The 24,782-nt window shown below is 70.8% G+C and carries 21 protein-coding genes; 10 read left to right on the top strand and 11 right to left on the bottom strand.

From position 1 onward, the window contains the following. Positions 1-164 precede the first annotated feature (164 nt). Positions 165-497: a putative quinol monooxygenase gene (locus DIZ27_RS27485; RefSeq protein ID WP_109381147.1), complete on the top strand. Its 333-nt coding sequence runs from the start codon at positions 165-167 to the stop codon at positions 495-497. A 77-nt stretch (positions 498-574) separates the two neighbouring features. On the opposite strand, the gene DIZ27_RS27480 is transcribed toward DIZ27_RS27485, so the two are convergent. Further along, positions 575-1,462, bottom strand: coding sequence for an endonuclease/exonuclease/phosphatase family protein (locus DIZ27_RS27480; RefSeq protein WP_109381146.1), 888 nt, complete (start codon positions 1,460-1,462; stop codon positions 575-577). Positions 1,463-1,585: 123 nt separating this feature from the next. Between DIZ27_RS27480 and DIZ27_RS27475 the strand changes: the two genes are divergently transcribed. Continuing rightward, entirely contained in the window at positions 1,586-2,401 is an 816-nt protein-coding gene (locus tag DIZ27_RS27475) for an SAM-dependent methyltransferase (protein ID WP_109381145.1), read from the top strand. 40 nt (positions 2,402-2,441) lie between these two features. Here DIZ27_RS27475 and DIZ27_RS27470 read toward each other — a convergent pair whose 3' ends face one another. Further along, positions 2,442-3,398 carry an ABC transporter substrate-binding protein gene (locus DIZ27_RS27470; protein WP_109381144.1) on the bottom strand — a complete coding sequence of 319 codons (957 nt, stop codon included), beginning with the start codon at positions 3,396-3,398 and terminating at the stop codon, positions 2,442-2,444. Between the two features lie 84 nt (positions 3,399-3,482). Between DIZ27_RS27470 and DIZ27_RS27465 the strand changes: the two genes are divergently transcribed. The 8 genes from DIZ27_RS27465 (at position 3,483) to DIZ27_RS27430 (ending at position 12,688) form a co-directional block, all read left to right on the top strand. Continuing rightward, positions 3,483-4,481, top strand: coding sequence for an iron ABC transporter permease (locus DIZ27_RS27465; RefSeq protein WP_258308560.1), 999 nt, complete (start codon positions 3,483-3,485; stop codon positions 4,479-4,481). Continuing rightward, a complete protein-coding gene (locus DIZ27_RS27460) occupies positions 4,478-5,581 on the top strand; it encodes an iron chelate uptake ABC transporter family permease subunit (protein WP_219933657.1) in 1,104 nt (367 codons plus the stop codon). The genes DIZ27_RS27465 and DIZ27_RS27460 overlap by 4 nt, the downstream gene beginning before the upstream one ends. Beyond that, on the top strand, positions 5,578-6,393 hold the full coding sequence (locus DIZ27_RS27455; protein ID WP_109381142.1) for an ABC transporter ATP-binding protein: 816 nt from the start codon (positions 5,578-5,580) through the stop codon (positions 6,391-6,393). The genes DIZ27_RS27460 and DIZ27_RS27455 overlap by 4 nt, the downstream gene beginning before the upstream one ends. 222 nt (positions 6,394-6,615) lie before the next feature. Further along, positions 6,616-7,647 carry a LacI family DNA-binding transcriptional regulator gene (locus DIZ27_RS27450; protein ID WP_109381141.1) on the top strand — a complete coding sequence of 344 codons (1,032 nt, stop codon included), beginning with the start codon at positions 6,616-6,618 and terminating at the stop codon, positions 7,645-7,647. A gap of 320 nt (positions 7,648-7,967) precedes the next feature. Then, positions 7,968-9,065 (top strand): ABC transporter substrate-binding protein, encoded by a 1,098-nt coding sequence (locus DIZ27_RS27445; RefSeq protein ID WP_109381140.1) that lies wholly within the window; start codon positions 7,968-7,970, stop codon positions 9,063-9,065. Between the two features lie 65 nt (positions 9,066-9,130). Then, a complete protein-coding gene (locus DIZ27_RS27440; RefSeq protein WP_109381139.1) occupies positions 9,131-10,702 on the top strand; it encodes a sugar ABC transporter ATP-binding protein in 1,572 nt (523 codons plus the stop codon). After that, positions 10,695-11,657, top strand: a complete 963-nt coding sequence (locus DIZ27_RS27435; RefSeq protein WP_109381138.1) for an ABC transporter permease — start codon at positions 10,695-10,697, stop codon at positions 11,655-11,657. Before DIZ27_RS27440 ends, DIZ27_RS27435 begins: the two co-directional genes overlap by 8 nt. After that, the gene (locus tag DIZ27_RS27430; RefSeq protein WP_109381137.1) at positions 11,654-12,688 is read left to right on the top strand and encodes an ABC transporter permease; all 1,035 of its coding nucleotides are present in this window, start codon (positions 11,654-11,656) and stop codon (positions 12,686-12,688) included. The genes DIZ27_RS27435 and DIZ27_RS27430 overlap by 4 nt, the downstream gene beginning before the upstream one ends. Before the next feature lie 44 nt (positions 12,689-12,732). Here DIZ27_RS27430 and DIZ27_RS27425 read toward each other — a convergent pair whose 3' ends face one another. From DIZ27_RS27425 to DIZ27_RS27380, 9 genes are all read right to left on the bottom strand, one after another. Next, a complete protein-coding gene (locus DIZ27_RS27425) occupies positions 12,733-16,008 on the bottom strand; it encodes a LamG-like jellyroll fold domain-containing protein (RefSeq protein WP_109381136.1) in 3,276 nt (1,091 codons plus the stop codon). Between the two features lie 431 nt (positions 16,009-16,439). Next, positions 16,440-17,054, bottom strand: coding sequence for a DinB family protein (locus DIZ27_RS27415; protein ID WP_109381134.1), 615 nt, complete (start codon positions 17,052-17,054; stop codon positions 16,440-16,442). A 241-nt stretch (positions 17,055-17,295) separates the two neighbouring features. After that, complete coding sequence (locus DIZ27_RS27410) at positions 17,296-18,798, bottom strand: aldehyde dehydrogenase family protein (RefSeq protein WP_109381133.1); 1,503 nt, start codon at positions 18,796-18,798, stop codon at positions 17,296-17,298. Continuing rightward, positions 18,795-19,466: an HD domain-containing protein gene (locus DIZ27_RS27405; protein WP_109381132.1), complete on the bottom strand. Its 672-nt coding sequence runs from the start codon at positions 19,464-19,466 to the stop codon at positions 18,795-18,797. The genes DIZ27_RS27410 and DIZ27_RS27405 overlap by 4 nt, the downstream gene beginning before the upstream one ends. A gap of 13 nt (positions 19,467-19,479) precedes the next feature. Further along, positions 19,480-20,748: an NAD(P)/FAD-dependent oxidoreductase gene (locus tag DIZ27_RS27400; protein ID WP_109381131.1), complete on the bottom strand. Its 1,269-nt coding sequence runs from the start codon at positions 20,746-20,748 to the stop codon at positions 19,480-19,482. Positions 20,749-20,754: 6 nt separating this feature from the next. Beyond that, positions 20,755-21,075: a 2Fe-2S iron-sulfur cluster-binding protein gene (locus DIZ27_RS27395; RefSeq protein WP_109381130.1), complete on the bottom strand. Its 321-nt coding sequence runs from the start codon at positions 21,073-21,075 to the stop codon at positions 20,755-20,757. 21 nt (positions 21,076-21,096) lie between these two features. After that, a complete protein-coding gene (locus DIZ27_RS27390) occupies positions 21,097-21,861 on the bottom strand; it encodes an SDR family NAD(P)-dependent oxidoreductase (RefSeq protein ID WP_109381129.1) in 765 nt (254 codons plus the stop codon). A gap of 6 nt (positions 21,862-21,867) precedes the next feature. Then, positions 21,868-23,688, bottom strand: a complete 1,821-nt coding sequence (locus tag DIZ27_RS27385) for a PEP-utilizing enzyme (RefSeq protein WP_109381128.1) — start codon at positions 23,686-23,688, stop codon at positions 21,868-21,870. A gap of 23 nt (positions 23,689-23,711) precedes the next feature. Further along, positions 23,712-24,782 carry a PEP/pyruvate-binding domain-containing protein gene (locus DIZ27_RS27380; RefSeq protein WP_109381127.1) on the bottom strand — a complete coding sequence of 357 codons (1,071 nt, stop codon included), beginning with the start codon at positions 24,780-24,782 and terminating at the stop codon, positions 23,712-23,714.

The raw sequence follows: 24,782 nt of genomic DNA, 5'->3' as shown, positions 1-24,782 counted from the left end.
CGTGTTCGACCTGTGTCACGGCCACGACCGTGCGCTGCCGGATCCATCGGGCCGGTGACCGTCCCGGCCGACGGAGCGGGCACTCCCCGGACCGGTGTTCGCCCGCCGGACGACGTTCCGGGCGGTGCGACGGCACGCAGAGAACCGATGAGGGAGACCGACCGATGATCTTCATCACCGCCAAATTCCGTATCCGTCCCGAGTACGCGGACCAGTGGCCTGACATCGCCGCCGACTTCACCGCGGCGACCCGCGGTGAGCCGGGCTGCCTGTGGTTCGACTGGTCCCGCAGCATCGACGACCCGACAGAGTACGTCCTGGTCGAGGCCTTCCGCGACGACGAAGCGGGGGCGGCCCACGTGCAGTCCGAGCACTTCAGGGCCGCGCAGCGGACCCTGCCGCCGCACCTCGCCGAGACCCCGCGGATCGTGAACGCGACGGTGCCGCAGGACGACTGGTCGCTGCTGGGCGAGATGAGCGTCCCCGAGCAGGACTGACACACCGTCACCTCGCTGCTTCGAGGCGGGTGTCCGGGGACGACTCCCGTGAGGTGTCGTCCCCGGTCCTGGCTTGCTCAGCGGCCGCGCCGGTGCAGCTTCAGGTCCGTGACCACGGGGCGGTGGTCCGACGCGTCCGTCGCGACCTCGCGGGCACCGGACACGGTGATGTCGGGGGAGACCGTCACCAGGTCGATGCGCTTGGCGGGGTCGACCGCCGGGTACGTCCCGCCGCCGTCCGGGGCGGCGTCCCGCAACCGCTGCCACAGCGGTGCCAACTCCGGAGCCGTCGCCTCGGCGTTGAAGTCGCCGACCAGGATCTTCGGTCCGCGGTCGGCGGCCAGCACCTCGAGCATGTCCGCCACCTGGGCCGCACGGATCGACGGGTCGGCCCGGTAGTCCAGGTGCGTGCTGTAGACGTGTACGAACGCGCCCTTGACGTTGACCGTCACCTCGGCGAAGCCGGGCGCCGGGGCGGGCACCGGATCGGGCGTCTGGGTGGAGAGCCGGGTGATCTCGTGGTTCTCGGCCTCGAGCACCGGGTAGCGGCTCAGCACGGCGACACCGTACTGCCGGCGCTCCCCGTCCGCGGTGACCGGGTCCAGATCGTAGATCGGTGCGAAGAACACCCGCATGTCCAGCATGTCGGCGAGCGCGCGGGCCTCGTCGACGAAGTCGCTCCGGGCGCCCCAGTGCACGTCGACCTCCTGGAGACCGATCACGTCGGCGTCCAGATCACGTATGGCCTCCGCGGTGCGCTCGAGGTCGAAGGCCCCGTCCTGACCGGCTCCGGCGTGGATGTTGTAGGTCGCCACCCGCAGCGGTACGGCCGGGGCCGGTGACCCGGAGGGCCCGGCCTCCGCGGCTGTGGCCGGTGTCGCCGTGGCGAGTACGACGGCTACGAGGGTGGTCAGCAGGGCGGCCGTACGGGCACCGCGGACGGGGCGTCGGGAGCTGTGCTGCATGCCTTCTCCGAACTGAGTAGACGTCAGGACCCGTGTCACAACCGCGCCATTCTCTCTCGCTCGGCCCGACTTCTGTGGGTAGGTTGCTGCTTCCTGACCGGCCGTTGGAACTGGAGCGTACACATGTCCGAGACCCCCGCCGTTGGTACGCCGGGCAACAGGATCAGGACCGATCAACCGCACACGGCACGGATCTGGAACTACTGGCTGGGCGGCAAGGACAACTACGCGGTCGATCAGGAGGTGGGAGAGCGGATCCGCGAACTCCACCCCGGCATCGGCGAGTACGCCCGCGCGGACCGGCAGTTCCTCCGGCGAGCGGTGCGGTACCTGGTGGCCGAGTGCGGCATACGGCAGTTCCTCGACATCGGCACCGGACTGCCCACCGCCGACAACACCCACGAGGTCGCCCAGCGGATCGCTCCCGAGTCCCGCGTCGTCTACGTCGACAACGACCCGATCGTTCTGGCCCATGCCGCGGCCCTGCTGACCAGTACACCCGAGGGCCGCACGTCCTACCTCGACGAGGACCTGCGCGACACCGACACCATCCTGGCGCGAGCCGGGCAACTGCTGGACTTCGACCAGCCCGTGGCTCTGATCCTGCTGGGTGTCGTCATCTTCATCGAGGACGACACGGAGGCCCACGGAATCGTGCGGCGTCTCATGGACGCTCTGTCGGCGGGCAGTCATCTGCTTCTGTCGCACACCGTCACGCGGCCGGACATGCCCGACGTCGACGCGGCCGTCGCCTTCTGGAACGAACACGGCACTCCGAAGCTGACCCAGCGGTCCCCCGAAGCGGTCGCCGGGTTCTTCGACGGGCTCCAGCTCCTCGGACCCGGTGTGGTGTCCTGCAACCACTGGCACCCCGCCCCCGGCGACGTGGCCCTCGGCGAGGAGGTCGCCATGTACGGCGGGGTGGCACGCAAGCAATGACCCCGGGCCCAGGGCCGGGCGGGGGCGGAGGCGGCTCAGGTCACTTGGTGAGTGCCTTTTCGATGTCGGTGATGACCTGTTCCATGGCGTTCGGGCCGTTGCTGCTGCTCCACACCTGACCGTCGACCCCGTGGTCCTGTCCTGCCCGGACGGCGTTCATCCGGGTGAAGGCCTTCTCCGAGCGTGCGGCCTCCAGCGCCTTGTCGCCTTCGGCGTTGAGCGTGGCGATGAAGACGTGGTCGGCGTCGGCCTTGGTGAGGTTCTCCAGGGACAGCGGGTCCGAGTGCGGCTGCGCGCCGAGGTCCTCGGCGATGGGCATCGGCGCCAGACCGGCCTCCCGCAGCATCGCGGTGGGCATGTTGGCGGCGTTCATCACGATCGGGCCGCCCGGCATCCACCGCATCACGACGCCCGTGCCCTTGGCGCCGTCGCCCGCCTTCCGAGCGCGGTCGAGCAGGGCGTCGATCTTCTTGTCGAGTTCGTCGGCCTTGCCGAGCGCCTCGCCGTAGGTGTCGAGGCCGGAGCGCCAGTCACCGGCGGCCGGGACGATGGTCGGCGCGATGGCGGAGAGCGTCTCGTACTGCGACTTCTCCAGATCGGCGCCGGTGAGGATGATGTCCGGCTCGGCCTTGAGGATCGCCTCGGTGTTGGGCTCCCTGACCGTGGCGACCAGCGGGATGCCCTCGGCCCGTTCGCCCAGATAGGCGGGAGCGCCTTCGGCGCCCCTGGCGGCGCTGGTGCCCACCGGGGTGATGCCGAGGGAGAGGGCGGTGTCCAGAGAGGCGTCATTGAGGGTGACGACCTTCTTCGGCGTGCCGTCGATCTTCACTTCGCCGAAGGCCGTCTGCACGGTCCGCCCGGTCCCGGCCGCCGCCTTCTCCGTGCTGTCGCCCGGGGTGCCGGAGTCGGAGCCCGAGCAGGCGGCGAGCGCCATGACCAGCGGGGTGGCCACCAAAGTGAGAGCGGCGGAGCGCAGCGGGGAGCGGCTTCTGGGCATGGGTGTCTCCAGGAAAGGCGGATGTATGGCACAAGCAAAATTAGGTTAACCTCACCTTTGTTGAATGTGGAAGGAGGGACGGTTGTGACGCTGCGTTCACTCGTCCTGCGCGGCTTGCTGCCCGGCGCCGGGCTGCTGCTGGCGGCCGTGATCGCGAGCCTGCTCCTGGGGGCGGGGGACGTCGGACCGGTGCGTGCCCTGTCCGCCCTGCTCGGCGGGGCGGACGGCGATGCCCGTTTCACCGTGCTGGAACTGCGGCTGCCGCGCACCCTGGTCGCGGTCGCCGTCGGCTTGGCCCTGGGCGTCGCGGGAGCCCTGCTCCAGGCGGCCGCCCGCAACCCCCTGGCCGAGCCGGGCCTGCTGGGTGTGAGCGCGGGGGCCTCCTTCGCCGTGGTCGTCGCCCTGGTCCTCGGTGCTTCGGCGGCCACCCTCGGCCCGTATGTGGCAGTCCTGGGGGCGGGCGCGGGGTGTCTGCTGGCGCTGGCCGCGGCCCGGCTGCGCGGGGCCGGGGACGATCCCGTGCGCCTCGTGCTCGCCGGCGCGGCCTTCAGCGGGCTGATGGCCGCGGGCTCCTCGGTGCTGCTGCTCGTCGACGCCCGCGCCGCCGACGAGATCCGCTTCTGGACCATCGGGTCGGTCGCCGGACGGGAACTGGCGGACCTGTGGGCCATCGTCCCCGTCGTCGGTCTCGGGCTTCTCCTCGCCGTCCTCGTGGCTCCCTCCCTGACCGCGCTGAGTCTCGGCGACGACGTGGCCACCGGCCTCGGCCACAAGCCCGGCCGGGTCCGGGCCCTGGCGGTGACGGCGGTGGCCCTGCTGGTCGGCGGGGCCACCGCCCTGGCGGGCCCCGTGGCCTTCGTCGGACTCGTCGTGCCGTTCGCCGCCCGCGCCCTGGTCGGTCCGGACCTGCGCCGGCTGTTGGCCGTCTCCATCCTCATCGGCCCGGCCACCGTGCTCACCGCCGACGTCGTCTCCCGGATCGTCGCCCGCCCCTACGAGATGCCCCTCGGCGTCATGACCGCGCTCCTCGGCGCGCCCGTCCTGGTCGCCGTCGTCCGATCCCACAGGTTGCCCTCGCTGTGAAAACTCTCCCCGCCCCGTCCGGACCGGCGACCGGGACCACGGCGCAGGCCCGCCGCGCACCGCGCGGCGTCCCCGGCACCTGGCGCCTGGCCGCCGGCCCCTACGCCGTCCTGATCCCGCGCAAGCCGCTGCTGGGTACCGTCGCCGTCCTGGTCGTGCTGATCGCCGCGAGCGGGGTGCACCTCGCCGTCGGCGAGATCTTCGTCCACCCGCTGGACGCGCTGCGCGCTCTGGCGGGTGAGGGCACCCCCCGCGACCTCCTGGTCGTCGAACGCCTGCGGCTGCCGCGCCTGCAGGCCGGTCTGGCCGTCGGCGCCGCCCTCGGCGCGGCCGGCTGCCTGATGCAGACCCTCGCCCAGAACCGGCTGGCCACCCCCGACACCGTCGGCCTCAACGACGGCGCCGCGGCCTTCGCCGTCGCCTCGGTCACCGGAATCAGCACCAGCCTGCTGCCCAGCGCCGCCGCCCTCACCGGTGCCGCCACCGCCGCCGCCCTCACCCTCGCCCTCAGCGGCGGCGCCGGACGCGGGGGCTACCGGTTCCTCGTCGTGGGCCTCGGCGTCGGCGCGGTCTTCGGCGCGGTCACCAGTCTCGTCCTGGCCCGCTCGGCCGCCGACTCGGCCAACGCCGCCTACGGCTGGACCGTCGGCACCCTCAACGGCCGCGACCAGGAAGCCGTGTCCCTGCTCGCCGTCGCCCTGCTCCTCACCCTGCCGCTGGCCATGGTCCTCGGCCGCCGGTTGCTCCTGCTGCGCCTGTCCGACTCCGTCGCCTTCGGTCTCGGCGTCCGTGTCAAGGCCCTGCGCCTGGCCGTCATCGCCGTCGCGGTCGTCCTCGGCGGCCTCGCCGTCGCCGTCGCCGGACCGCTGGGCATGATCGCGCTCGCCGCCCCCGAGGCCGCCCGCCGCATCGCCGGGCCCCGCGCCGTCCCCGTCCTGCTCTCCGCCCTCGCCGGCGCGCTCTTCACCCTCCTCGCCGACCTGGTGGGCCGCACCGTGCTCGCTCCGCTGGAGGTCCCTGTCGGCCTCGTCACCGCCGTCGTCGGCGGTCCGTACCTGATCTGGCTGCTGCTCACCACCCGTACCAGGAGGTCCCTGTGAACCCGGTCGACACTGACAGCCGCCTGCGCACCCGGGCCCTGTCTCTGGGGCACGGCTCCGACCTCGTCATCGACGGTCTGGACCTCGCTCTGCCGGAACGCCGGGTCACTGTCATCGTCGGCCCCAACGGGTGCGGCAAGTCCACCCTCCTCGGCGGGCTGGCCCGCACCCTGCGCGCGCGGGGCGGCGCCGTCCTCCTCGACGGCCGGGAGCTCACCAGGATCCCCACCCGGGAGATCGCCCGCACCATCGGCATGCTCCCCCAGTCCGCGATCGCCCCCGACGGCCTCACCGTCCGCGACCTCGTCCGCTACGGCCGCCAGCCCCACCAGGGCCTGCTGCGTCAGTGGTCCGCCGCCGACGCCCACGCGGTCGAGGAGGCACTCACCGCCGCCGACCTGCACAGCCTCGCCGACCGTCCGCTCGAGACGCTCTCCGGCGGTCAGCGCCAGCGTGCCTGGATCGCCATGGCCGTCGCCCAGGAGACCGAGATCCTCCTCCTCGACGAACCCACCTCGGCCCTCGACATGGGCCACGCCCTCGAAGTGCTCGAACTGGTCCGCTCACTGGCCGCACAGGGCCGCACCCCGGTCCTGGTCCTCCACGACCTGACCACCGCGTGCCGCTACGCCGACCACATGATCGCCCTCAAGGACGGAGCGGTCGTCGCCCAGGGCGCCCCGTCCGCCATCGTCTCCCCCGACCTCGTCCGCGAGCTCTACGGCGTCGAGAGCGCCATCCTCACCGACCCGGTCCACGGCACCCCGGTGATCTGCCCCCTGCACATCGCCACCTCCACGGCAGGTGCCTGATCCCGGGGCGACGGCCCGGTCCGGGCGGGGCGGCAGGAGCGACCGGCGCGTCCGGTCCGGTCCGCCCTCCTCGTCCTGCTCCTGGCCTTGTCAGTGTCGCGGAAGTGCATGTATAACGTTGTAAAACTCTCATCCGGCGGCTCGGCGCCCGGCTCACGGTGACGGCACCCGTCTCGGCACCGGTCCCCGGTCCCTGGTCGGGCCGTCCACGAAGGGATTGCCGTGCGGGTCAGCCTCAAAGACGTCGCCGCGCACGCGGGGGTCTCCATCAAGACCGTCTCCAACGTGGTGAACAACTACCAGCACGTCACCCCTGCCATGCGCGAGCGCGTCCAGAGGTCCATCGACGCTCTCGGCTACCGCCCCAACCTGGCCGCCCGGCACCTGCGCAAAGGACGCACCGGGATCATCGCGCTCGCCCTGCCCGAACTCGGCAACCCCTACTTCGCCGAACTCGCCGCCGCCGTCATCGACACCGCGGCCGAGCACGACTACATCGTGCTGCTGGACCACACCGGGGGCCGTCGCGAGCAGGAGATCCTGGTCAGCCAGGGCTTCCGGGCCAGGGTCATCGACGGGCTCATCCTCAGCCCCATCGAGCTGGAGGCCAAGGACTTCCTCGAGCGCACGGAGCAGGTGCCGCTGGTGCTGCTCGGTGAGCGGGAATACGACCTGCCGTACGACCACATCGCCATCGACAACGTCGCCGCGGCCCGCGCCGCCGTCCGGCACCTGGTCTCACTGGGACGCCGCAAGGTGGCGTTCATCGGGGCCCGGCGCGCCCGCAGCGAACCCGCCCAACTACGCGTACGGGGCTGGCGCGAGGAGCTCACCGCCGTCGGGCTCCCCACCGACGAGGGCCTCGTCGCCGCCACCGACGGCTGGGGCCACGCGGACGGTGCGGCGGCGATGGCCCACATCCTGGACAGCGGGCAGCGGCCCGACGCGGTGTTCGCCTACAACGACCCGATGGCCATCGGGGCGATGCGGGTTCTGCACGAGCGCGGCCTGCGGATCCCCGACGACATCGCCGTCGTCGGATTCGACGACGTGCTCGAAGGGCGGTTCGGCGCGGTGACCCTCACCTCCGTTTCACCGGACAAGGCCGCCATCGGCAGACTCGCGGTGGAGTCGGTGCTGGCCCGGCTGCACGACGCGGATCCCGAGCCGCGTCGCATCCGGGCCGACTACCGCCTGGTCGAACGGGAGAGCACCCTGGGCCGGTCCGCCGGTGCCGGCGCCTCGGACGCCTGACCAAGGGTTTCGACTCCCGGCTCATCGGACGCGCGGACATCTCCCCGGCCCTGAACCGGCCCCGTCCAGCAAGCGCTTGCCGGACCCGCCCCGCGTCCGCGCGCCGTCAGCGCCGAGGGCAGAGATCGCTCGCCCCGCTCGCCCCCTCCCCCGCCGCGCTCCGCTCGCGCCTTGCGCACAGGGGGTTTACAGCGTTCTTCCAACGATGTAAAAACCTGTTGGCGGCGAACCGGACGCCGTATCGCACACCGGGAGCAGCACCTGTTCCGCGCTCTCCAGCTCCCCAGTTCCCTTTCAGCGTCACCCGGATCGGGGTCACCATGCAGCGCACCACTCATCGCCCTCACCTCCTCGCCCGTCCCGTGCTCGTGGCGCTGGCCGCCGCGGTGGCCCTGACCGCCACCTCCTGCGCGAAGTCGGAGGACGACGCGTCGGACGGCAAGAAGTCCCCGACCGCCGCGGCCGACGCCGGCCAGAAGGTCGTCACGCCGAAGCTGGGCAGCAAGACCTGCACCATCGACGCGTACGGCGGCAAGGAGCTCGACCTGAAGGGCGCCACCGTCGGTTTCTCGCAGTCGGAGAAGGAGGCCAACCCGTTCCGCATCGCCGAAACGCAGTCCATCAAGGACGAGGCGGCGAAGCGGGGCGTCAAACTGCTGACGGCCAACGCCCAGTCGCAGTTCTCCAAGCAGATCAGCGACGTCCAGGACCTGCTCGCCAAGGGAGTCGACCTGCTGGTCATCGCGCCGCTCAACTCCGACGGCTGGGACCCGGTGCTGCAGGCCGCCGCCGCCAAGGAGGTCCCGATCGTCACGATCGACCGCAAGATCAACGCCACCGCCTGCAAGGACTACGTCTCCTTCATCGCCTCGGACTTCGTCGAGCAGGGCCGGCGGGCCGCCGACCAGATGATCGAGGCCACGGGCGGCAAGGGCGAGGTCGCGATCCTGCTGGGCGCGGCCGGAAACAACGTCACCACCGAACGCACCAAGGGATTCAAGGAGAGGGTCGCTGAGAAGGCCCCAGAGCTGAAGGTCGTCTTCGAGCAGACCGGTGACTTCACCCGGGAGAAGGGGCAGCAGGTCACCGAGCAGCTCATCCAGTCCAAGCCGGGCATCAAGGGCATCTACGCGGAGAACGACGAGATGGGCCTGGGCGCGGTGGCCGCGCTCAAGGGCGCGGGCAAGAAGGCCGGCGACGTCGAGATCGTCACGGTCGACGGCACGCGCAACGCCGTACAGGGCATCGTCGACGGCTGGATCACCGGCGTCATCGAGTCCAACCCGCGGTTCGGTCCGCTGGCGTTCGAGACGCTGGACGCCTTCACCCAGGGCAAGGAAGTACCCCAGGACATCGTCATCCAGGACAGCGCCTACGACACCGACAACGCCGAGCAGGACCTCGGCAAGGCCTACTGATCCCCGCGGGGCCCGTTCCCTCCGGGCCCCGCCGTCTTGTCACCACTCACTTCCTGGAGGCACAGGTGGCTCCCCCCACCGCAGTCCTCGCCGTCCGCGGACTGAGCAAGACCTTCCCGGGCGTCCGGGCTCTGGACGACGTGGACCTGACCCTGCATCCGGGCGAGGTCCACGCCCTGATCGGCGAGAACGGCGCCGGCAAGTCGACCTTCATCAAGCTCCTCACCGGTGTCCACCGGCCCGACGCGGGTGACATCGTTTTCCAGGGCCGTGAGGTCTCCTTCGCCACACCGCTGGAGGCGCAGAAGGCCGGGATCTCGACCATCTACCAAGAGGTCAACCTCATTCCGCTGCTGAGCGTGGCCCGCAATCTCTTCCTGGGTCGCGAGCCGCGCACCCGTTTCGGTCTGCTGGACTTCGCCCGTATGCACAAGGAGGCCGAGGAGACCCTGCGCGCCTACGGCGTCCGGGTGGACGTCCGTCTGCCGCTGCGCGCCCTCGGTGTCGGCGCTCAGCAGATGGTCGCCCTGGCCCGCGCGGTGGCGACCGAGGCGCGCGTCGTCATCATGGACGAACCGACCTCCTCGCTCGAGCCGCGGGAGGTCGAGACACTGTTCTCGGTGATCCGGCGGCTGCGTGACGAGGGCATCGCGGTCGTCTACGTCAGTCACCGACTGGACGAGCTGTACGCCGTGTGCGACACGGTCACCGTGCTGCGCGACGGACGGCGCGTCCATCACGGCCGCCTCGCCGACCTCGACCGTCTGTCCCTGGTGTCGACCATGCTGGGCCGGGAGCTGGGCGAGGTCCGTACGGAGGGCCTGACCAAGTTCACCGGCGACCACCATGCCGTCGGCACCCGACCCGTGCTGGAGGCACGGGAACTGACGGTCCCGCACAAGCTGCACGATGTGTCCGTGGCGATCCGGCCCGGCGAGGTCGTGGGACTCGGCGGACTGCTCGGGTCCGGGCGGACCGAGACGGCCAAAGCCATCTCCGGTGCGCTGGCGACGAGTTCCGGGCAGGTCCTGGTGGCCGGTGTCCCGTTGCGCGGCGGCTCCACCCCCGCCGCCATCCGGGCGGGCGTCAGTCTGCTGCCCGAGGACCGCAAGAGCGAGGGCATCGTGCCCGGACTCTCGGTCCGCGAGAACATCTCACTGGCCGTGCTGCCCCGGCTCTCCCGTTTCGGTCTGGTCTCCGAGGCACGCGTCGACAGCGTCGTGGACACCTTCGTCGAACGGCTGCGCATCAAGGCGTCCTCGCCGCACCAGAAGGTCGGTGAACTGTCCGGCGGCAACCAGCAGAAGGTGCTGCTCGCCCGCTGGCTGGCGATGAACCCCAAGGTGCTGCTGCTGGACGAGCCCACCCGGGGCATCGATGTCGGGGCCAAGGCCGAGGTGCAAAGACTCGTGGACGAACTGGCCGCGGACGGCCTGGCCGTCCTGCTCATCTCCTCCGATCTGGAGGAACTCATCGAAGGGTCCGACCGCGTGGTCGTGCTGAAGGACGGTGCGGTCGTCGGCGAACTGGCCGGCGAGGAGGTCACCGAGGACACACTGATGCGGACCATCGCCGGGCACGCCCCGGCCGGGAACACGGCCGGCGTCACGGCCGCGGAGGGGGCCGGCGATGGCTGAAGCCGCTCTGCGCACCGCGCCGCTGGACCGGGCCCGCGTCCTGCAGTGGCTGCAGACGTACGGCGTCTACGCCGGCGTGGCACTGCTGCTGGTCGTCAACATCGTCATCACCCCGCACTTCCTGTCCGCGGAGAACTTCCGCACCCAGGCCGTGCAGGTCGCCCCCGTCATCGTCGTCGCGCTCGGCATGGCCCTGGTCATCGGCACCGAGGGCATCGATCTGTCGGTCGGCGCCGTGATGGCCCTGGCAGCCTCCGTGATGGCCCTGTACCTCGGCTACGGTCTGCTGCCGGCGCTGCTGGTGGTGGCGGTGTTCGCCGCCGCGGTCGGGCTGGCGGGCGGCGCGCTGGTCGCCTTCGTCGGAGTGCAGCCGATCGTGGCCACCCTGGCGCTCATGGTCGGCGGCCGGGGCCTCGCCCTGGTCCTGCTGCCGCAGCTGGAGGATCTGCGCAACCCCGCGCTCGCCTCCCTGGGATCCGGCGACGTCCTGGGCGTCCCGTATCTGATCCTCATCGCCGCCGTCCTGGCGCTGCTGGCCGCGTTCGTGGTCCGCCGCACCACGTTCGGGCGCCAGCTGCTGGCGATCGGTGACAGCCGTCCCGCGGCGCAGCTGGCGGGCCTGCCGGTGCGGCGCGTGCTGGTCGTCGTGTACGTGCTGTGCGCGCTGCTGGCGGCCGTGGCGGGCGTGCTGGCCACCGCCCGGCTCCAGGCCAGCGACCCGACCTCGCTGGGCAATCTGATGGAGCTGTCCGCCATCACCGCCGTCGTGGTCGGCGGGACTCCGCTGACCGGCGGCCGCGTCAACATCGCCGGCACCGTGGCGGGAGCGGTCCTCATCCAGTTGCTCACCGCCACCCTCATCAAGCACGATCTGCCGCCGTCGTGGACCCAGATCGCGCAGGCCATAGTGATCGTGTGCGCGGTCTACGCGGCACGGGGACGGGGGAAGCGATGACCGCCACGAGGACGGACGTGGCCGTGACCACCGCGGACGGGCGACCGCCGAAGGCCACGGGCTTCGAGGGCGCCGTGCGCTCGGAGCGTCTCAGTGCCCTGGTCCAGCAGCACGGAGCACTGGCCGTGCTGGTGATCGTCTCGCTGGTGGCGTCGTTCAGCTTCGACTCCTTCGCCACCGGGGACAACGTCGGCAACATGGCGACGAGTTCGGCGTTCCTGGCGATCGTCGCCCTCGGGATGACCTTCGTCATCATCACCGGGGGCATCGATCTGTCGGTCGGTTCCCTGTTCGCCCTGGGCGGTATCCTGGCGGCCTGGGGGTCCCGGCACGGGACCCTGGTGGCGCTGCTGTTGCCCCTCGTGGTGTGCGGCGTGATCGGTGTCGTCAACGGCCTGCTGGTGGCGCGTTCCCGGCTGGCGCCGTTCATCGTCACCCTGGCGGCCATGCTGGGGGCCCGCGGTCTGATGCTGGCCCTCACCGACGAGGGCGCCGAGACCTACCTGATCGGCAAGGGCTCCTTCCTCTCCGAACTCGGCCAGGGCACCACTCTCGGCATCGGCAACCCCGTGTGGGTCACCCTGGCGCTGTTCGCCGCCGGAGCGGTCGTCCTGCGCCGCACCCGCTTCGGACAGCATGTGTACGCGGTCGGCGGCAACGAGGACGCTGCGGCCCTGATGGGGGCTCCGGTGGCCCGGACCAAGATCCTCGTCTACACGTTGTCCGGGGTGCTGGCCGGGCTGGCCGGCGCGCTCAACGCGGCCTGGCTCGCGTCCGGTGTGACCATCCTCGGCAACGGCATGGAGCTGGAGGCCATTTCCGCCGTCGTGATCGGCGGCACGCTGCTCACCGGCGGCCTCGGCCATGTCAGCGGCTCGCTGGTCGGTGTCCTTCTGCTCAAGGTGATCCAGAACGTCATCAACCAGATCGGCTCCCTGGACTCCTCCTACCAGCAGGTCGTCAGCGGTGCCTTCCTGGCCGTCGTGGTCGTCGCCCAGACCTGGCTGGGCCGCAGACGCCAACTGCTGTGAAGCCGACGGCCGGTGGGCACGGATCGTGCCCACCGGCCGCCCGGTCACGGCTTCTCCCGGTCGTGCAGGGCGCTCACCTCCTCGGTGGTGAGCGCCCTGTCGAACGCGCGGACCTCGTCCACCGCGCCGTCCCAGAAGTCCGTGTCGGTGCCGTTCCACTGGGCACGGCCCACGGCGAGCGGTCCCGAGCCGACGTAGGCGGGGCCGGCGGTGGCGGTCGCCGCCAGAACGCCGTCGACGTAGAGGTCGATCTCGCCCCGCGCGTCGTCACGCACACCGACGAGGTGGTACCAGCGGCCCGTGTCCGGCTTCGTCTCCAGCCGTGCGCGCTTTCCGCCGGGTGTGCTGAAGGCGAAGGCGCCCTGCCCGTACTGCAGGTAGAAGGGACTCGCCTGGCGCCGCCCGTCCTGGCTCACCGCGGTGGCGTAGTTGCCGGGCAGCGAGTCGAGCCTGACCCAGGCGGAGACCGAGTAGCTGCCGGTCGTGTCGAGCACGGGGCCGTCGGTTCGCGCGTGCTGCCCCTGTCCGTCGAACTCCAGCGCGCTGCCGCTGACGCCGGGGGTCCAGGTGGTGCCGTCGGTGAGTGTCAGGGGCTTGCCGTTCGGGCCGTCGTCCTTCGCGGTCGTGCCGGTGCCCTCGTCGAGGTTCCAGTGGCCGCCGCCCTTCAGCTGCTCCCGCTCACCCGCGGCGGCGCCGGCCGCGATGACCTTGCGGTTGACCTCGCGCACCCTGACCGGGTCGACCTTGATCTCCCGGCGGTCGTAGGTGTAGAGGCCGTTCAGTTCGTTCTCCAGGTCGGTGATCTGCGTGTACACCGAGCCGGAGAGTTCGGCGGCGGCCTGGTCGAGGTAGAACCGCTCGGTGTTCTCCACGTACTTGCGGGTCAGTGCCTCCTTGTCGGCGACGCCGCTGTAGATCACCGTCGGCGTGCCCGGCCACATGTGGCCCGGGGTGCGCAGGGTGAAGCCGCCGTGCTCCCCGTCCATGGCCGCCCGGTGGTCGGGGAAGGGCGGGTCCTCGTTGTTGTAGTCGTGGTGGTCGATGATGTCGCCCTTGCCCGAGTCGCCCTTGGAGTTGCAGCAGTTGACGCCGCTGTGGGCATTGACGACGCGGGAGGGGTCGGCGGCCTTGACCGACTCGGCGATGCGACCGCTCTCCTCGCGGTCCCACTCGCCCCAGCCCTCGTTGAAGACGATCCAGCCGATGACCGAGGGCGAGTTGTGGTGCTGGCGCATCATCTCGCGGCCCTGGTCGACGAAGGCCTTCTGCCCGGTCCCATCGGTGATGTTCCCGGAGACGAAGTCCTGCCAGACCAGCAGGCCGAGCCGGTCCGCGTGGTGGAACCAACGCGCCGGCTCCACCTTGATGTGCTTGCGGACGGCGTTGAAGCCGAGCTTCTTGTGCGCTTCGAGGTCGAAGGCCAGCGCCTTGTCGCTGGGGGCGGTGTAGAGGCCGTCGGGCCAGAAACCCTGGTCGAGGGTGGCGAGGGAGAAGACGGGCTCTCCGTTGAGCACCAGCTTCCGGTAGCCGCCGACCTCCTCGATCCCGATCTCGCGCATGCCGAAGTAACTGCCGACCTTGTCCGCCGACCGGCCGTCGGTCAGCCTGACGTCGAGGTCGTAGAGGTAGGGGTCGTCGGGGCTCCACAGGTGCTGCTTCGCCACGGGGAGCCGGAGCTCACGGTTGGCCGGACCGCTGGCCCTGCCGACGACCTTGCCGCGGGCGTCGCGGGCGACGGCCTCCACGCGCGCCTTCGAGGAAGCGCTCTGGGACTCGACGGTCACCGCCAGGCTGCTGGTGTCGATGTCCGGTGTGGTGACGACGTTGTCAATGGCCGCCTCGGCGACGGGCTCCATCCAGACCGTCTGCCAGATGCCGGACGACTGGGTGTAGAAGATGCCGCTGGGACGGGTGTGCTGCTTGCCCGTCGGCTGGTCGGCGCCGCCGGTGTCGGTGACCGCGACCACGACCTCCTGCGCTCCCCTGCCCTTGAGCGCGTCGGTGATGTCGGCGCTGAACGCGGTGTAGCCGCCGGTGTGTTCGGCGACCTTCCGGCCGTTGACCCAGACTCGGGCCCGGTAGTCCACGGCGCCGAAGTGGAGCTTCAGCCGCTTTCCCTCACCGATCTTCCAGTTCTTCGGCACCTCGACGAGCTTGCGGTAGAACATGTGGTCCTCGTGCCGTTCGAGCCCGGACAGCTGGGACTCGACGGGGAACGGCACGGTGATCCTCTCGTCCAGGTTCTTGCCGAAGACCGGCTGCTCGCCCGCCTCGGCACCGCTGAACTGCCAGGTTCCGTTGAGGTTCTTCCACTGGGACCGCACCTGCTGCGGACGGGGGTACTCCGGCAGCGGGTTCTTCCTGTCCAGTTTGTCGCCCCACTCCGTGGTGAGACGGTGGTCGGAGGTGTTCGTCGCGTAGCGGACGATCCGGGGCACGGTCTTGCCGCCGGCCGTCAGGCCGCCCTCGCCGTCGTAGGTGAACCGGACCTGCTGGTTCTTCTGGATCGGCTTCGCGAGCGTGACGAGGAGGGAGCTGCGGTCGCCGGGTACGGCCTTCACCGACGTGACCGGCATGGCGGTGGTGTCGGCCTCGATCTTCAGGTGCTTCGTGACCCCCTCGAGGTCGCCGACCCGGTCCTCGAACCGGGCGCGCAGCCGCTTCCCGTCCTCGGCGACCGACAGGTCCACCGGGAAGACCTCGAAACCGGCGGGCGGTGTGAACGCTGACTCGGGGACGAGCTGCTTGGGTGTCGTCGGGCTCGACCAGCGCAGGAACATGTTCGACCCGCCGAAGTCCTGGAACATCTCCAGCCGGAAGGTGAGCCGTTCACCGGCGGTGAGCCTGATCGGCTCGCTGCTCTGTTCCCTGTCCCAGTCCGGCTCCCAGTGGTCGATGACCGGCTTGTCGTCGACGAAGAGGCGGAATCCGTTGTCACCGATGGCGTGGAACGTGTAGTCGTCGGTCCTCGGCGCCTCGATCTGTCCCGTCCAGCGGGCGGTCGTGTGCTCCGTCTTCCCGGTCAGTTCCTCGAACGTGCTCGTCAGGCCGGAGAAGTTGATCTGTGGTTCCAGGAGGGTGCCGCCGAGCACGGCGAAGTCCCGGGCTCCCGGCGCCGACATGCTGAAGTACTCGCCCTTCAGGCCGTGCCGCTCGATGGCGGCATCGGCTGCCGCGCCGGCGGTACGCACGGACGTGCCGCCGCTCACGGGCTCCGCGGCCGCCGCGGCGGGAACTGCCGCGCTCGTGGGCAGGAGCAGGGCCGCGACGGTCAGCAGAGCCCACCACCGGGCTCTCGGGCGGGTGTGTTGTCTTGTCATCGAACCTTTCCTCGCGCAGGGGGCATGGGGACAGGACGAAACGGGACCGCGTCAGGTGAACGGCCGGGCCGACGAGGGGTGTTCACCGGCGGCCCACGCGGACCCGCCGGTACGGCGCGGTACCGGCGCCGCGATGGCCAGGGCCTATTTCAACGTTGGAAATTCACTGTGCAGCGGAATAACAACACGTCGGCCGACGGCTGTCCAGACCTCACGCACAGCTGGCTGTCCGTCAGGAACCGTGTCACCGCGAGGATCTTCCCGGCTTCCTCGCGTCGGCCTGGAGGCAAGCCGTGCGGTCCTCCGGCGTGCTGTGCGGGAGCGTCCCGGACGGGACCGTGGGGTGCCTCGCCTTCGCCGCCCGTGACTTCGACCAGGGGTCTGTCCGGCGGATCGAGGTGGTGGAGGGAACCGACGCGAGGGGGAGCTCCCTACGCCCCGGCCGGCCGACGGCTGCCTGCCTCCCTCGCCGCGTGCTCCAGCCGACCTCGGTGGGCCTCCCACCAGGCCGCGTCACCGGAGGGCAGATCGCTCGCCCCCTTCCCCCAGCCGACGGCCCCGTCGATGAGCTCCCGCACGATGTCCGCATGGCCGGCGTGCCGGTGGGTGTCGGCGATCACCCGCACCAGGATGTGGTGCAGCGTGGTCTCCCTCCGCCCCTCCCGCCACCACGGCACATGACCGACGGTGTCGAGCGGGAGCGCGGTGAACGTACGGTCCGCGTGCTCCCAGGCCCGGTGGTAGAGCCCGACGATCTCCTCGCGCGACTCCTCCGCGGTGGCCCACATGTCCGCGTTGGGTTCGGCGTCCTGCGTGTACCACCAGGACGGCGGATCCTGCCGGAAGAAGGGCCGGCCGAACACGTCGCCGAAGTATCCCAGTTCCACTCCGGCGGCGTGCTTGAGCAGACCCAGCAGATTGGTGCCGGTGGGTGTCAGCGGGCGGCGGACGTCGTACTCCGAGAGCCCTTCGAGCTTCCACACCAGGGCTTCCCTGGCGTCCTGCAGGTATCGGGTCAGGTCCGCTTTCGGATCCGGTTTCGTCATGTCCCGCAGTCTCCCACTCGGCACTGACAGCCGGGCGCCGCACGGCGGCCGGCGTCAAGGGCGCCCGGGGGTCACCGTCCGAGGACGGAGGAGAACGCGTCGCGGATGTCGGACTTCGGCTGAACAGTCATCAACTAGCCTTTCAGAAAAGCCAGTTGCTTCGATCACCTGCTTTACCGTCTCCTCTCCGGCAAAAGGCCCTCGCGGCTGCCGATCGTCGCGGGCCGTGTCGGCGGGTGGGTCAGCCGGTACGGCGGTGGATCGACTTGAAGGTGACGTACTGGGACAGGCCCTCGATTCCGTACTCGACGCCCAGCCCCGAGTCGTGCCGCCCGCCGAAGGGGGCGTTGTGGTTGGAGCCGAAGAAGTTCACGCCGACGGATCCGGTGTCCATGCGTTCGGCGACCGCCTGCGCGGCCTCGCGGTCGGCGGAGAACACCACGCCGCCGAGCCCGAACGACGTGTCGTTGGCGAGGGCGACGGCCTCGTCGATGTCGTCGTAGCGCAGGACGCTCACCACCGGCCCGAAGACCTCCTCACGCGCGATCCGCATGCCGGGGGTGACGTCGGCGAAAACCGTCGGCTCGATGAACCAGCCACGCTCCGTGTCGGCGGGGCGTCCGCCGACGGTCGCTCGCGCCCCCTCCGCGTGGGCCGAGTCGAGGTGGTCGCGCACCACCTCGTACTGCGCCCGCGAGGCCATGGGCCCGAACACGGTGCGCTCGTCGAAGGGGTCGCCCTGCGGGGCGGCCTCGACCGTGCGGGTGACCATGTCGACCACCTCCTCGTAGCGCTCCGAGGGGGCCAGGATGCGGGTGGAGATGTAGCAGGTCTGCCCGGTGTTGCGCAGACAGGTGCGGATCAGCGCCGCGGACATCTGCTCGAGGTCCGCGTCGGGGAGCACGATCGCCGAGGACTTCCCGCCGAGCTCGAGGGTGACCGGTCGCAGCAGTTCGCCGCACGCGGCCGCGATCCGGCGGCCGACCGGGGTCGACCCGGTGAAGGCGACCTTGGCCGTGAGCGGGTGGCGCACCAGCCGGTCGCCGACCTCACCGCCGCCGGTGACCAGGTTGACCACCCCGGGCGGGACGCCGGCGGCCTCGCACGCCTCGACCACGAACCGGATCGACAGCGATGTGCCGGGCGCGGGTTTCATGACGACCGTGCAGCCGGCGAGCAGGGCCGGTGCCAGTTTGACCACCATGAGGTTGATCGGGAAGTTCCAGGGGGCGATCAGCACGCACGGGCCCACCGGGTCCCTGCGCACGACGGTCTCGGCGCCCCCCGCCGGGAACGGCCGTACGTCCTCGTCCTCGAGCCAGGACGCCAGCCCGGCGACGTGCCGCAGGATGCCCGCCGCGTTCGCGGCGGCGCCGCGGGTCTCACTGATCGGTGAGCCGTTCTCGAGGGTGTTGGTCAGCGCCGTGTCGGCGGCGCGGGCCTCGACCTCGTCGGCGATCCGCAGCAGCAGTGCGGCCCGCTGCGACGGCGTGGTCCGCGGCCACGGTCCGGTGCGAAAGGCCCGGTCGGCGGCGGACAGCGCGGCGTCGACGTCGTCGGCCGAGCAGTCCGGGACCGATCCCCACTCCTGGCCGGTGGCCGGATCGACCAGCGGCAGCCGGGCGGCAGCGGTCGAGCGGGTCCAGGCGCCGTCGGCGTAGAGATCGTCCACATGGGTCCAGCGGGGCTCCGGCCGGGTGGACGCCGTCCGTCCGGTCGCCGGCCGGGCATCGGTGGCGCTCATCGGATCACGGCCGTCTTGAGCAGGGCACGCGAGCGGTTGAGGGTGGCGGTGGCCATGGCGACGGCCGGGGCGGTGAGCAGTTCGGGAACGATCTCCGTCTCGAGCCGGTCGCTGTAGACCGCGGGGTCCATGCGGAACCAGCCGGACGCCAGCGCGATCCCGGCGTGGTCGAAGCGCCACAGCCGGTCGGCGTCGCGGACCAGCGCGTCCTCCAGCGAGTACGCCTCCTTCCGGGTGTCGTGCCCGTCGATGATGTCGCAGACCTGCTGGACGAACGCGTCGTCGTAGCCGAGAGGAGGCAGCACCTCGCGGGCGATCGCACAGCCCTGCCTCTCGTGTTCGAACCGGATCTCGGCCCTGCGCCAGTCACCGGAGAATCCCTCGGAAAGGATGCGCTCCTCGTCGACCCTCCCCCACCCGGTGTCGTGCAGCTGGATCGCCACGCGCACCAGCAGCCGGTCGGCGTGGGGGAAGGAGTCGCACAGCCGCTCGGCGTAGGCCAGCGAGATCGGCAGGTGGATGTCGTTGCCGCGCGTGCGGGTCTCGGGGACGACCGCCTTCCATATGGGGTTGAGATCGTCGCCGGGGGCCGGGGTCAACGAGATGGGTGAGGTGTCGACCGGTCCGGGCGCCGGTATGGGGCGCTCGGTGGGCAGCGCGGTGGGCATGGGGTTCCCCTTCTCAGTCGGCCGCGACCAGGGCGGCCGGGTCGACGGTCACGGACTTGAGCTGGACGGACGGGTCTGCGGCGGCGTCGTGGGGGATGGACAGGCCCTTGGCCAGCGCGTTGCGGACCGCCATGAAGTCCAGCGGGTGGTTGACGCAGTCGGCGGCCAGGATGCGATCACCGCGGTAGTAGAGGACCGAGTGCTTTCCCCGCTCCGGGTCGGCGCGGACCAGCGTGCGGTCGTGCCCGGTGGACAGTCCCGCGATCTGGAGCTTGATGTCGCCCTGGTTGGACCAGAACCACGGGATGCCCGCGTACTCCTCGCGGCGGCCGGTGATGGCGTAGGCCGCCACCTTGGCCTGTTCGATGGCGTTGTTGACGCTCTCGAAGCGGACCCGGTCCCCGGCGGGGGCGCCGGGGACGGGGTTGGGCAGGTTCGCGCAGTCGCCGACGGCGACGGTGACCCCGTCGGAGGCGAGGGCGGACTCGTCGACCCGAACACCGTTGTCGCACACCAGGCCGATCGATTCGGCCAGTTCGGTGTTGGGGATGACGCCGACGCCGACCAGCACCAGGTCGGCGGGGACCGTCCGGCCGTCGGCGAGCTCGACGCCGCCGACCCGGTCGCCGCGGGGCACGATGCGGCGGACCGAGGCGCCGAGCACGATGTCCATGCCGGCGGCCCGGTGGTGGTCGAGGAGGTGCGCCGAGGTCTCCTCGCCGACGGCCCGCGGGACCAGCCGGGGCGCCGCCTCGATCAGGGTGACCGAGCGGCCCATCCTGGTCAGGGACGCGGCCGCCTCGATGCCGATGAAGCCGCCGCCGATCACGACCACGTCGCGCACTCCGGGTACCCGGGCCTTGAGTTCGAGGGCGTCGTCGGCGTTGCGGAGGTAGAGGACGCCGGGCAGGTCGACGCCGTCGAGCAGCAGCCGCCGGGCCCGCGCGCCGACGGCCAGCGCCAGCCGGTCGAAGGGGAAGCCGGCACCCGACATGGAGTGGGCGACGCCCGAGCCGTCGTCGTTCTTGTCGATGCGGATGATGCGCTCGTTCTTCACCACGTCGATGCGGTGTTCGGCCCAGTACTCCTGGGTGCGGAACATCAGCGACTCGTTGGTGATCTCGCCCTGCAGCCATTCCTTCGACAGGGCGGGCCGCTGGTAGGGGCGGTGGTTCTCGTCCCCGAGCAGGGTGATCGGCTCGTCGTACCCGAGCGCGCGCAGGGAGGTGGCGAGCGATACACCGGCCTGCGAGGAGCCGATGATCAGCAGTCCGTCAGCCATGGTCGTTCACACCTGGGTGGTCGGGGTGGTCACGTGCAGGTCGCAGCCGTCGGTGACCTTGAGCTGGCAGGAGAGGCGGGAGTTGTCCTGCCGGTCCTCGGCGGCGCCCCAGAGCATCTCGTCCTCCATCTCCTCCATCGGCGGGAGCGAGGCGAGGCCGTCCTGGTCGACGTACACGTGGCAGGTGGCGCAGGACAGGGAGCCGCCGCACTCGGCGACGATGCCGGGTACGCCGTTGCGGACCGCGGTCTCCATGACCGAGTCGCCGACGTTGGCCGCCACCGTGCGGGACGCACCGGTGTGGTCGGTATAGGTGACCTGGGGCATGACTTTCCTCCTGGATCGAGGTCAGATGAACTGACGGCCGCCGTCGACGACCAGGGTCTGGCCGGTGACGAAGTCGCTGTCGGGGCCGGCGAGGTAGAGCGCGGCGCCGACGATGTCCTCGGGCCGGCTGGCCCGCCGCAGGGAGCCGCGGTCGACGCCGTAGGACTCGGCGTCCTCGAGCAGGCCGCGGCTCGCCTCGGTGAGTGTGAAACCCGGCGCGATCGCGTTGACCGTGATCGAGCGGCGGCCGAGTTCCTTGGCCATCACCCGGGTGAGCGCGATGACACCGCCCTTGGAGGCGACGTAGTGCGCCCAGTTCTCCGAGCCGCTGTAGACGGTGGCCGAGGAGAGGTTGACGACCCGGCCGCCTTCGGGCAGGTGCGGGCTGACGGCGCGGGTCATCAGCCACGGCCCCTTGAGGTTGACCGCCATCACGAGGTCCCATTCCGCGGGGTCGATGTCCTCGAGCGGCGAGCGGGTGACGGTGCCGTACACGGCCGCGTTGTTGACGAGGACGTCGATCCGGCCGCCACCGAAGTCCGCGACCCGCGCGGCGAGTTCCTCGGTGGAGTCGGTGTCCGTGACGTCGACGCGCCCGTGCCAGGCGTCGGCCCCGGTGTTCTGGACCTGGCGGGCCGTCTCCTTGACGCCGTCGATGTCGAGGTCGGCGACGGCGACGCGGTAGCCACGGCCGGCGAAGCCGAGGGCGAAGGCCCGGCCCAGGCCGCCCGCGGCACCGGTCACGAGGACGGTGCGGGCGGGCGCCGGGGGGTTGGGGAGCGACATGGTGGCTCAGCTCTCCAGGATCTCGACACGGCCGGCGGTGCCGTCGACGCGGATGCGCTGGCCGGTGCGGATGGTGGTCGAGGCCGAGCCGGTGCCGGTCACGGCGGGCAGGCCGTACTCGCGGCAGACGATGGCGGCGTGGCTCATCATGCCGCCGATGTCGGTGACGGTCGCCTTGATCTTGCCGAAGATCGGGCCCCAGGACGGCGCGGTGATCGTGGCCACGAGGATCTCGCCGTCCTGGACCTCGCCGAGCTGGTCGGCGGAGGTGATCAGGCGGGCTGTGCCCTCGACCACGCCCGGTGAGGCGGCCATGCCGGTGATGGCACCGTCGTCACCGCCCTCGTCCCCGGCCAGCCACTGCTGGACCTGGTCGGTGGTGATGCCGTAGAGCATCATCGTGAAGGGCTCGGTGATCTGGGCGGGCGGGGTGTTGAGCGCCGGCTGCGGACGGCGGGTCGAGAGCGCGTCGATGATGCCGCGGCGCCGCTCGATCTCGGCCGGCCAGTAGTGCGGTCCGGCCGGCTCGGCGCCGACCGCCCAGCCGGTGACGAGGTCGAAGAGCGCGTCGCGCACCTCGTTGCGGTTGAGGTAGAGCATGTCGGCGGGCTCGGCCCAGAAGCCGGCGTCGGTGAACACGCGGGCGAGCTCGCGGACCTTGCGCCAGAAGACGCCCATGGTCCAGTGCTCGATGTAGAAGTTGTGGTTCTCGACGTAGGGGTAGGCGGTGGCGGCGAGGCCGCGCTTGGCGTCGAACTGCTCCTGCGCGTCGCCCTGGAGCAGGTCGCGGTACTCCCCGACGATCCGCTCCTTCTCGGCGATCAGCGCGTCGACGGGCCGCATGATGTCCTGCCCCTCGGCGACGCGCCGGATGTAGTCCTTGATGTAGCCGAGCGGGATCTCCTGGTGCTCCATCCAGTACTTGTCGTGGCCGTAGAAGCCGTTGCCGACGGTGAAGTTGAACCACGGGTCCTGCGCGGCCTCGTACGCCGCGAGCCACTCCTCGCCACCCGCGTCGCGGACCGCCCGCAGGGTGCCCTCGACGTCGTCGGGGTCGGCGAACGCCGCCTGGAGCTTCATCTCCACGGCCTTGACGGCGAGCTTCTTCAACTCGTCGTCGGGCCGGAACAGTTCCATGTCGACGCCCTGCACCATCTTCGCGATGGCCTGGTCGGGGATGCCCGGGAACACCTCCTTGCAGTAGCCGAAGAAGTCGAGGTAGGCGAGGTATCCGAGGTTGAGGAACTCGAAGTGGTACTGCCAGTTGCGGTAGAGCAGGGCGATCAGGCGGTCGTAGTTCTCCATCAGCACCTGGGAGCCGTCCATGGCCTTGCCGGAGACGATGTCGTCGAACGGCACGGCGTCGGGCAGCGCGGTGAACTCGAGTTCCTCCATCTCGTCGATCGTGGCGCGGACCTTGGAGTGCCAGGCCTCCAGCAGGCTGTCCCAGTTCTGAAAGTAGTGGCCGGCACGGCGTTCGAACTCCGGTACTCGGGCGGCGATCTCGCCTTCCGGCACCGGCACCGGGCTCATGTACAGATAGCCGAGATGGATCTTGAACTCGATGCCGTTCGCCGGCGGGATCAGCAGGTGGCGGGTGTTGTACTGGCCGAGGCACTTGACCGCGAACTCGCCGCCGATGGTCTCGAACGGCTTGAACACCGTGGGCCAGTGCTGGCTGTCGCAGAACCAGAACTTCTCGTTGCCACCGGGGGCGTTGTCGAAGACGAGGTGGTAGGGGTAGAGCTCCTCCCACCCCTCGGCACCGGCGGGCACCTCGATCTCCGAGGGCTTCGGGAAGGACTTCATGGTCTGTTCGATGGTCATGCGGGTTCCTCTGCGGTTCGGGCTCAGCGGCCAATGAGGGAGGAGGTGAGACCAGCCATGGAGAAGCCGGCCGGGCCCGAGGCCCTGGGGGCGGCCGGGGCGGCCGGAGCTGCGGAGTGCACCGTCTCCGGGCGGGACTGCAGGAGCAGGAGGTTCTCGCCGCCGGGCAGGTCGGCGTCGAGTGCCCACTCGACGTCCTGCGGGCAGCCGTAGTGCTTCTCGGCCCGCTTGGCCAGGGTCGCGACGGCGAGCAGTTCGTCGTCGGTCAGGCAGCGCACCGCGCGGCGGGCCGGCTCGACCTCGCGTTCGACGAGCGAGCCGGTCCGCGGGTCGGGGACGAGTTCGGCGTGCTTGTCGCCGAGGTGCTCGCCGACCACGGTGAGCATGACCTTGTCGAGCAGGATGTTGTCGGGGGTGACCTGTCCGGAGACCACCATCTCGCCGACCCCCCACGAGGCGTCGATCACGATCTTGGAGCGGTCGCCGTTGGCGGGGTCGAGGGTCATCGCGACGCCCGAGGCGCGGGCGTTGACCATCTTCTGCACCGCGACGGCCATCGACAGGTCCTGCTCGGGGATGTTGTTGCGCAGCCGGTAGGTGATCGCCCTGCTGGTGTAGAGCGAGGCCCAGCACCGTCGTACGTGTTCCCGCACGGCGGGGTAGCCGGTGAGCCAGAGGTAGGTGTCCTGCTGGCCGGCGAAGCTGGCGTCGGGGAGGTCCTCGGCGGTCGCGGACGAGCGGACCGCGACCGGCACCTCGTCGGGGAACCGCGACATCAGGGCGCCGTAGGCGTCCCGCAGCATGCCGTGCATCTCCTCGGGGACGTCCCGGGACTCGATCGCGGCCCGGATCCTCGCCGACACCCGGTCGACGCACGCGACGTCGTCGGGGTCGATCTCGGCGAGGGCGGCCCGGATCTCCTCGCGCAGGCCGCTGCCGTCGACGAAACGGTCGAAGGCGGCCGTGGTCACGGCGAATCCGGGCGGTACGGGCATGCCGGCGGCGGTCATGGAGACCAGCGAGGCGCACTTGCCGCCGAGCAGTTCGAGTGCCGGCGCGTGGCCGCTGTCGAAGAAGACGATGGAGTCGTTCAC

It is taken from the genome of Streptomyces sp. NWU339 (genome assembly GCF_003143855.1).
Taxonomy (GTDB): Bacteria; Actinomycetota; Actinomycetes; order Streptomycetales; family Streptomycetaceae; genus Streptomyces.
The sequence above is the reverse complement of the archived record's forward strand: the minus strand, read 5'-3'. Positions and strand labels throughout refer to the sequence as shown.